Below are 9,076 nucleotides of genomic sequence, written 5' to 3'. Positions count from 1 at the left end.
CGGCGATGGCCGCCTCGACGCTCTCATAGATCCGCGCCGCGTTCAGCGGCCACTCGGCGCCGGAGGCCGCGGCCCAGGCATGGTCCTGCGGCCAGCCATCGCGCGGATTGACCAGGCGAAGGTCCGCCAGGCCGAAATTGGCCATGGCGCGGGCCACCGCGCCGATGTTCTGGGCCAGTTGCGGCTTGTCGAGGATGATGCAGGGCGGGGTCATGCGGCGTTTTCATTCCGATGCGGCGGCCGTGCAACCCCCCAGGGCCTTTGCCTCGTGGCGCGGGCCTAGTATACGGCGACCAACCTTATCGTTACGCCCTCGGAGCGCTTCGCCCTCATGGCCAAGAAGATCAAAGTCGCCAACCCTGTCGTCGACCTCGACGGGGACGAGATGACGCGCATCATCTGGAAGTGGATCAAGGACAAGCTGATCTTCCCCTACCTCGATATCGAGCTCGACTATTACGACCTCGGCATGGAGCATCGCGACGCCACCGACGACAAGGTGACAATCGAGGCGGCCGAGGCGATCAAGCGCCACGGTGTCGGCGTCAAGTGCGCCACCATCACCCCGGACGAAGCCCGGGTCGAAGAATTCAAGCTGAAGAAGATGTGGAAGTCGCCGAACGGCACCATCCGCAACATCCTGGGCGGCGTGGTCTTCCGTGAACCGATCATCTGCAAGAACGTGCCCCGCCTGATCCCGGGCTGGACCCAGCCGATCATCATCGGCCGCCACGCCTTCGGCGACCAGTACCGGGCTACCGACTTCCTGGTCCCCGGCCCCGGCACCATGACCATCAAGTGGGTCGGCGACGACGGCCAGACCATCGAGCACGAGGTGTTCAAGTACCCCAGCTCCGGCGTGGCCATGGCCATGTACAACCTCGACGACTCGATCCGCGAGTTCGCCCACGCCAGCTTCGCCTACGCCGTGAAGCGCAAGTACCCGCTGTACCTCTCGACCAAGAACACCATCCTCAAGGCCTATGACGGGCGCTTCAAGGACATCTTCGCCGAGGTCTTCAAGGACTACGAAGCCCAGTTCAAGGAAGCCGGCATCGTCTACGAGCACCGCCTCATCGACGACATGGTGGCCTCCGCGCTCAAGTGGTCCGGCGGCTTCATCTGGGCCTGCAAGAACTATGACGGCGACGTGCAGTCCGACGAAGTGGCCCAGGGCTTCGGTTCGCTGGGCCTGATGACCTCGGTGCTGATCACCCCGGACGGCAAGACCATGGAGGCCGAGGCCGCCCACGGCACCGTCACGCGCCACTTCCGCCAGCATCAGCGCGGCGAGAGCACCTCGACCAACTCCATCGCCTCGATCTTCGCCTGGACCCAAGGCCTGAAGCACCGCGCCAAGCTGGACGGCAACCCGGAACTCGACCACTTCGCCGACACCCTGGAGAAGGTCTGCGTCTCCACCGTCGAGAGCGGCTCGATGACCAAGGATCTCGCCCTGCTGGTCGGCGACACCCAAGGGTGGCTGACCACCGAGGGCTTCATCGACAAGGTCGCGGCCAATCTCGAGAAGGCGCTGGCCGAGTCGCCCGCCGCCTAAGGTCATGGACCCCCGCGCGCCCCACGGCTGGAGCCTGGCGCGGGCGGTGTTCCGCTTGATCGTCGTCTTGATGCTGGGAACGGCGCTGACCTTCGCGGTCGCGCCGTTCTTCGCGTTCCGGGCCCTGAAGGCCGCCGCCCGCGACGGCGATGGACAGGCCCTGGCCGAACTCGTCGATTACCGCGCCGTGCGCGAGGGCCTGCGTCCCCAGATGGCCGCGAAACCCGTGGCCGCACCGGCGCCGCCGGACATCTGGTCCGATCCCATCGGCGCGGTGCGCCGCGCCATCGAGCCGCTGACCCCGCCGCCGCCGGCCGTCGAGCCTTACCTCGACGCCGCGGGCCTCTATGATCTCACCCGCGGCTATGCGCCGGGCAAGGCGCCCGCCGACGCCAAGGCCGCCTTCCCCAAGCTGCGATACTGGGGACCCAACCGCGCGCGCTTCGCCGTGGCGGCGCCGGGCGCGGCCGAACCCGTGGTGTTCAGCTTCCAGCGCCGCGACCTGTTCACTTGGAAACTGGTCCAGATCCGGGCCCCCCGCGGCGGATCGTGAGGCGATAGCCTGTCACGCGAGCGACAAACAACCTTCGCCGCTCCGACATGAACCACTGTTAGGCGAGTCCCAACTCAGGGGGACTATCCATGATCTCGACCCGTCAGGGCGCGCTCGCCGCGGCCTCAGCCTTTGCGCTTTTCGCGTGCGGACAGGCCCATGCCCAATCCACCGTCTACACCACGCCGAACCTGACGACCGCGACCGGCGCTCAGTCGGTCAGCCTGGGCGGTCAGACGTTCACCAACCAGGGTCTTGTGGGGGTCGGGCGGCTTGCGGCGACGACGCGAGACTTCGCCGGCGAGACGCTTGGCTCATTCTCCGGGATGGCGATGGATCTGGGATCATGGCGGCGACGCGCCGATGGAACCTACTCCGGCAAGATGTTCACCCTGCCCGACCGCGGCCCCAATGACGTCGGCCCCTTTGTCGGAACCACCAACTATCGCAATCGTGTGCATACCCACGATCTAGTTCTGGCGCCCTACACGGGATCGGCCAACCTGCCCGCCGCCACCGCCTCGCAGAACCAGCTCGCGATCACGCCGACGGGCGGCTTCCTGCTGACCGACGCCAATGGTCAGAATTTCACGGGCAAGGACGCCGGTTCCAATGTGATCACCCGGGGCGGTATCCAGTATCCCAGTCCCGCCACCGGCGAGGGCGCAGGCCGGATCAGCATGGACTCGGAGGCCATCGCCTTTCTCGGTGACGGGTCCTTCTATATCTCGGACGAATACGCCGCCGGGATCTACTATTTCGACCGCACCGGCCGGCAGATCGGAGCCATCCAGACCGTGAGCGCCCTGCTGCCACGCACGGCGGGCGTCGTCGACATGAACGGCGTCAACCCACCCGCGAGCGGCCGTCGCAATAACCAGGGTCTCGAGGCTCTGGCGGTCACACCCGACGGCGGCAAGCTGGTGACAATCTTGCAAAGCGCTACGGTGCAGGACACCGGCCCGGGCAACCAAGGCCGCAACAACACCCGCATCCTGGTCTACGACATCGCTAGCAGCCGGACACCGACGAACCCGGTCGAGCATTATGTCCTGCAATTGCCGATCGTCAGCGCGCCAGGCATCGGTGGGGCGCCGACCGCCGCCGCCGCCCAATCTGAGATGTTGGCGCTCAACGCTAACCAGTTTCTGGTCCTGTCGCGAGATGGGGTGGGTCGCGGCTCAGGCGCCAACGCCGCCAATTCGCCCGTCTACAAGAGCGTCTTATTGGTCGATACGACGGGCGCCACCAACCTAGCCGGCACGGCTTTCGAGAACACGGCGACCGGCGCGGTCTCGCCTGGCGGCGTGCTGAACACGACGATCAAGCCGGTGCAACAGGTCCAGTTGGTCAACATGCTGAACCCGGTGCAGCTCGGCAAGTTCGGCCTCAACCTGAAGACGGCGCCGTCCGACATCCTGTCCGTCTCCGAGAAGTGGGAGGCCATGGGTCTGGTCCCGGTTCTCGAGGAAAACGCTCCCCGCGACTTCTTCCTGCTGGTCGGCAACGACAATGACTTCATGGCCAACAACGGCCGCATCAACGGCCAGGACTTCGACGCATCGCTGAGCGGCGCCGGAGGTACTGGCAACAACGACAGCCTAGTCCTGGTCTACCGCCTGACCCTACCGACCTATGTCGATCCGATGGCCCTGTCTGCGATGAAGGCCGCGGTCCCTGCCGCAACCGTCGTCGCCGGCGCGGCGGCGCTCGATCTTGGTTCGGCGGCGTCCACCGCCGCCCTGGAGGATATCTCGGCCCTGCGCCGCGCCGGCGGTTTCGCCGATGCCGCGCCGCGGATCTGGGTGCAAGGCGATTGGTCGAGCCTGGAAACCCCGGCCGGCGGCGGCTTGGCGGCGCTTTCCGCCGATGGCGCCGGCTTCGCGTTCGGCGTCGACTGGAGCCTGAGCGGACACATCCGACTCGGCGCGGCCGCCGCATATCGGAGCCTCGATGGCGACTTCGGCGCGGGCTACAGCCTCGAAGCCGACGCCATGTCTTTCAGCCTCTATGGCGGCTACGCAGACGCTCAGGGCCTCTATGTTCAGGCAGCCGCCGCCTTGGTCGGCAAGGTCGACTTCGACGAGATCGCCCGACCTGGCGCATATGGCCTCATCGCGAGCGGAGAGACCACCGCGCAGGGCGGTTCCTTCAGCGCCGAGGCCGGCTGGGCTCCACAACTCGGCGCCTTCCGCCTGGGTCCCTACATCGGCGTGGGCGTCAGCCGCATTGAGACCAACGCCTATACCGAGACCGGCGCGTCACTTGGCAACGCGACTATCGGCGAGCACTCCACCAATCGCACCTGGTTCACAGCCGGTGTCGAGGCCAGCGGCCGGCTCGGAAACGTCCTCCCATCGCTGCGGCTGGGCTATGTCTCGGAGTCGGACGACGACGAGACGGTCGGATCAAGGCTGGCTTCCGCCGATCACGTGATGGCGACTCAGTCGCTCAGCCTGCCTTCGTTGGCCGACGACTACGCGGTCGCGGAGCTCGCCCTCGCCGGAGAGACCGCCGGTTTCGGATGGCGGGCGGGCGTCGGCGCCAGGTTTGCCGACGAAACCAGCGCGCGGGTCACTTTCGCGGTTGCTCGACGGTTCTGACCAGATCCCGCGTGACGCTCGGCGCCCGCGTATGTTCTTGTTTCGTTCCATCCGCCGGGTTAGGCTGGAGTCTCCAAGGGACGGGAGGATCGCATGATTGGATATGTGACTATTGGTGCACTCGACGTGGAGGCGGCGACGCCCTTCTACGACGCGGTGCTGGGCGCCATCGGCTATGAGCGTAAGTTTCTGGACGGCGGCTGGGCTGGCTACGGACCCAGGGACGCCGAGGCCAACACCTTTGTATGTCCGCCTGAAAATGGAAGGCCGGCCCAGGGTGGTAATGGGATCATGATCGCCTTCAAGGGCGTCGATAACGCCTCGGTGGACGCCGCTTACGCCGCGGCCCTCGCCCATGGCGGATCCGACGAGGGTGCGCCGGGTCCGCGGCCGCCGGAATCCACCAGCTTCTACGCGGCTTACATGCGCGACCCTACCGGCAACAAGTTCGCTGTCTTCGCCAAAGCCTGACGATCCAAACGACCGACAACAAAAAAGGCCGGGGCGAGCCCCGGCCTTTTCAGTGTCTTAGCGTGATCGCCTAGGCGAAGACGGCGGTCGCGCGGCGGCGGCGAAGCGCCGTGCCGGCCAAGCCGAAGCCCGTGATCATCATCGCCCAGGTGGCGGGCTCGGGCACCGCCGACGGGAGTTGGGTCAGGGTGAAGTCGGCCTTGATCTTGGCGCCGTGGGCCTTGCCGGGGTTGAGGTCAACGAAGCCGCCATTGAAGTCGGCGTTGTCGAGGTCAACCATCAACTTGCCGCCATTGCCGAAGTCGAAGGTGTGGGTGCCGCCATTGTTCCAGGTGACGACGCCCTTGTCGAAGATACCGAAGAAGTATTGGCCGACGGTCGTTCCGCCGACCGCGCCCCCGAAGACTTCCGGCACGGTGAAGGTGAAGCCCACCGAAATCGCCTTCTGGGAAAGGTCGTCGGGATTGACCGAGGTCTCCAGCGTGTAGAGCTTAAAGAGGTCGACCGTCGTCGTTTGATTGAGATCCAGCGAGAAGTTCAGGGTGCTGGCGATCTCCTGGGTCCTCACCACCAGGCCGGGTTCGGCCTGGTTCACCGTGACGCTGTGGTCGCCGGTGAACAGGATGGCGGCTTGGGCCGGAGCGGCCGCGACGGCGAGGGTCGCGGCGGCGGCGGCGATGGTCAGAAACTGGCGCATAATGGAACGGTCCCCACGGTTGTTTCCCGTCGCGCTTCAAGAGACGGGCCAGAAATGTTGGCCCCCGAATACAAACAAGCTCGGCAGTATGCAAACATGGTTAATCCCATCTGGGGTTTAGTGACCAAGTTTCCCCTCACAGGCGAAAAAACCTTGCCCGCTGGGCGACAGAAGCGGCGGCGGCCCGGCCTCGCCGCTACCTTGCCGGGTGTTATCCTCGAATCAGCGCGCTGAGGCTGTCTGGGGCCGAGGGCCCCGAGGCCGGCCATTCCACCGGCTTGACCGCTCTGGGTCAGGCCCCCATCGTCGCCTCTGTTCTCGAGGTCCGGAGCCCCGCCCATGCGCGCCGTCGCCAGCCTGCTCTGCGCCCTTCTCCTCGCCAATCCCGCCGCCGCGGCCGAGGCTTGCAAGGCCTGGGGGCCGGCCGGACCCTTCGGCGCGCTCGACACCACGCTGGTCGACGAGGCCAGCGGCCTGGAGGTCTCAGACCGCTACGGCGACCGGCTCTACCACAACAACGACAGCGGCGACGGCCTGCGGTTCTATGTCTCCGACCTGACCGGCCAGTCGACGCGGGCCGTCGAGATCGAGGGGCCAAAGCCCCGTGACATCGAGGAGATGTCCCTCGGTCCCTGCGGCCGCAAGACCTGCCTCTATCTCGGCGACATCGGCGACAATCCGGGCAAGCGCGACGAGGTGGCCTTCACTCTGGTGGTCGAGAAGAAGGCCTTCAAGGACAAGGTGAAGGCCCTGCGCGTGGTCCGCGCCCGCTATCCGGACGGGCCGCACAACGCCGAAGCCTTCGCGGTGCATCCCAATGGCGACCTCTATCTGGTCACCAAGCCGATCGACGCCAGGATGACGAAGCCGGGACCGGCCCTGGTCTACCGCCTGGCCGCCGCACAGCTTCGGGACGGCAAGGACATCCAGACCTTCGCCAAGCTCGGCGAGATCGACCTGCCGGCGATCATGGCCCAGCACCCCTTCCCCGGCGCCATCGCCACGGCCCTGGACATCAGCGCGGACGGCAAGCGAGCCGTGCTGCTGACCTACATCGCCGCCCTTGTGCTGGACTTCGACCTGGCCAAGGGACTGGATGGTCCCCATCAGGTCGTGCCGCTCAACACCATGCCCCAGCAAGAGGCGGCCGCGTGGCTCCCGGATGGCTCGGGGTTCCTCTACGACACCGAGCTGACACGCAACGCCAAGGGCGCGCGGATCGACCGGGTGCTCTGCAAGACGCCTTAGGCGCCCAGCAGGGCCTTGATCGCCGCGAGGCCCTCGCCGGCCTTGCCGCCGTCCGGGGCGCCGCCCTGGGCGAAGTCGGGACGGCCGCCCGCCCCCTGCCCGCCCATGGCCAGCACGGCGGCCTTGGTCAGGTCCACGGCGTTGAATTTGGCGGAAGCCTCACCGGTCACCGCCACGGCCACCGCGCCCTTGCCGTCGGCCACGCCGATCAGGGCGATGACGCCGTTGGGCACCTGCTTGCGGAACTCCTCGACCATCGGCCGCAGATCCTTGCCGCCCACGCCGTCCATGACCCGCGCGATCGCCTGGACACCGCCAATATCCTCAGGCCCCGAAGGCGCGCCGCCCGAGGCGCCGCCGCCCATGGCGAGCTGGCGCTTGGCCTCGGAGAGCTCCTTCTCCAGCTTGCGGCGCTGGGCGTCGAGGGCGTCGACCCGGGCCAGGACCTCGGAGACCGGGGTCTTGAACTGGTCAGCCAGCGCCTTGGCGACGCCGGCCTGCTCCACCAGCCAGCGGCGCGCCGCCTCGCCGGTCAGGGCCTCGATCCGGCGGACACCCGCCGCGACGCCGCCTTCGCTGACGATCTTGAACAGGGCGATGTCGCCGGTGCGCGCCACGTGGGTGCCGCCGCACAGCTCCACGGAATAGTCGCCGTCGCCGTCCAAGGCGTGGCCGAGAGCCAGGACGCGGACCTTGTCGCCGTACTTCTCGCCAAACAGGGCCACCGCGCCGGCGGCGATCGCCTCGTCGGGCGCCATCTCCTTGGTGACGGCGGGCAGGTTCTGGCGGATCACCGCGTTCACCTCGGCCTCGATCCTGTCGATCTCGACGGGGGTCAGCGGGCCGCCATGGCTGAAGTCGAAGCGCATGCGCTCGCCGTCGACCATCTGGCCCTTCTGCGAAACGTGGGGACCCAGCACATGGTGCAGGGCCGCGTGCAGCAGGTGAGCGGCGGAGTGATTGGAGCGGGTCGTGGTGCGGACCTGGGCGTCGACCTCCAGGCGCGCGTCGGCGCCGACCGCGAGCACGCCCTGCAGGATCTCGATCTCATGGACGAAGAGGTCGCCGGCCTGCTTCTGGGTGTCGAGCACCTTGGCGCGGCCGCCCGTCCACTCGATCTCGCCGATGTCGCCGGCCTGGCCGCCGCTCTCGGCATAGAAGGGCGTGCGGTCGAACACCGCCAGCACGGTCTGGCCCGCCTCGGCTTCGGTGATCTCGGCCGCCGACGCCACCAGGGCCAGCAGCTTTCCGGTCGCCTCCGTGGTCTCGTAGCCCAGGAACTCGGTCGCGCCGAGCCGCTCGCGCAGGGCGAACCATTCGGCGCCCTGGCTGGCCTGGCCAGATCCGGTCCAGGCCTCGCGCGCCTGGTCCTTCTGGCGCTTCATGGCCGCATCGAACCCATCCAGGTCGACGGTCAGGCCCTTGTTGCGCACAGCGTCCTGGGTGAGGTCCAACGGGAAGCCATAGGTGTCGTAGAGCTTGAAGGCGGTCTCGCCGGGCAGCACGCCGCCGGCCTCCATATTCGCCGTCGCCTCGTCCAGCAGGGTCATGCCGCGGCCCAGCGTGCGGCGGAAGCGTTCCTCCTCCTGGCGCAGGGTCTCGACGATCACCGGCTCGGCGCGGCGCAGCTCGGGATAGGCCTGCCCCATCTCGGCCACCAGCACCGGCGCCAGGCGGTGCATCAACGGCTCTTCCGCGCCCAGCAGGTGGGCGTGGCGCATGGCGCGGCGCATGATCCGGCGCAGCACATAGCCGCGCCCCTCGTTCGACGGTGTCACGCCGTCGGCGATCAGGAAGCTGGACGAGCGCAGGTGGTCGGCGATCACCCGGTGTGAGGCGCCGTTGGAGGCTCCGCCGGGCCCGCCCACGAGCTCGCGCGACGCGGCCATGAGCGAGCGGAACAGGTCGACATCGTAGTTGTCGTGCACGCCCTGCAGCACCGCGGC

The 9,076-nt window shown here is 67.5% G+C and carries 8 protein-coding genes; 5 read left to right on the top strand and 3 right to left on the bottom strand.

Annotated elements, in window-relative coordinates:
• On the bottom strand, nt 1–214 hold a 214-nt coding region (locus tag RMO04_RS06290), incomplete at its 3' end, for a TrmH family RNA methyltransferase (RefSeq protein WP_309643933.1).
• 117 nt (nt 215–331) lie between these two features.
• On the opposite strand from RMO04_RS06290, the gene RMO04_RS06285 reads away from it, so the two are divergent.
• The 4 genes from RMO04_RS06285 to RMO04_RS06270 all read left to right on the top strand — a co-directional run bounded on the left by RMO04_RS06285 (nt 332) and on the right by RMO04_RS06270 (nt 5,185).
• Complete coding sequence (locus RMO04_RS06285; RefSeq protein ID WP_309643932.1) at nt 332–1,558, top strand: NADP-dependent isocitrate dehydrogenase; 1,227 nt, start codon at nt 332–334, stop codon at nt 1,556–1,558.
• A 4-nt stretch (nt 1,559–1,562) separates the two neighbouring features.
• On the top strand, nt 1,563–2,111 hold the full coding sequence (locus RMO04_RS06280; protein WP_309643931.1) for a DUF2939 domain-containing protein: 549 nt from the start codon (nt 1,563–1,565) through the stop codon (nt 2,109–2,111).
• A gap of 89 nt (nt 2,112–2,200) precedes the next feature.
• Complete coding sequence (locus RMO04_RS06275; RefSeq protein ID WP_309643930.1) at nt 2,201–4,714, top strand: esterase-like activity of phytase family protein; 2,514 nt, start codon at nt 2,201–2,203, stop codon at nt 4,712–4,714.
• A 93-nt stretch (nt 4,715–4,807) separates the two neighbouring features.
• Complete coding sequence (locus RMO04_RS06270; RefSeq protein ID WP_309643929.1) at nt 4,808–5,185, top strand: VOC family protein; 378 nt, start codon at nt 4,808–4,810, stop codon at nt 5,183–5,185.
• Nucleotides 5,186–5,255: 70 nt separating this feature from the next.
• On the opposite strand, the gene RMO04_RS06265 is transcribed toward RMO04_RS06270, so the two are convergent.
• The gene (locus RMO04_RS06265; protein WP_309643928.1) at nt 5,256–5,882 is read right to left on the bottom strand and encodes a PEPxxWA-CTERM sorting domain-containing protein; all 627 of its coding nucleotides are present in this window, start codon (nt 5,880–5,882) and stop codon (nt 5,256–5,258) included.
• A 339-nt stretch (nt 5,883–6,221) separates the two neighbouring features.
• Here RMO04_RS06265 and RMO04_RS06260 point away from each other — a divergent pair, with 339 nt between their 5' ends.
• On the top strand, nt 6,222–7,130 hold the full coding sequence (locus tag RMO04_RS06260; protein WP_309643927.1) for a hypothetical protein: 909 nt from the start codon (nt 6,222–6,224) through the stop codon (nt 7,128–7,130).
• On the opposite strand, the gene alaS is transcribed toward RMO04_RS06260, so the two are convergent.
• A partial coding sequence (gene alaS / locus RMO04_RS06255; protein ID WP_309643926.1) for an alanine--tRNA ligase occupies nt 7,127–9,076 on the bottom strand: 1,950 nt, incomplete at its 5' end. The two genes, RMO04_RS06260 and alaS, sit on opposite strands and share 4 nt — an antisense overlap.

It is taken from the genome of Phenylobacterium sp. (genome assembly GCF_031412415.1).
In the GTDB taxonomy this organism is placed as follows: domain Bacteria; phylum Pseudomonadota; class Alphaproteobacteria; order Caulobacterales; family Caulobacteraceae; genus Phenylobacterium.
This window is presented reverse-complemented; position numbering and strand designations above follow the sequence as displayed.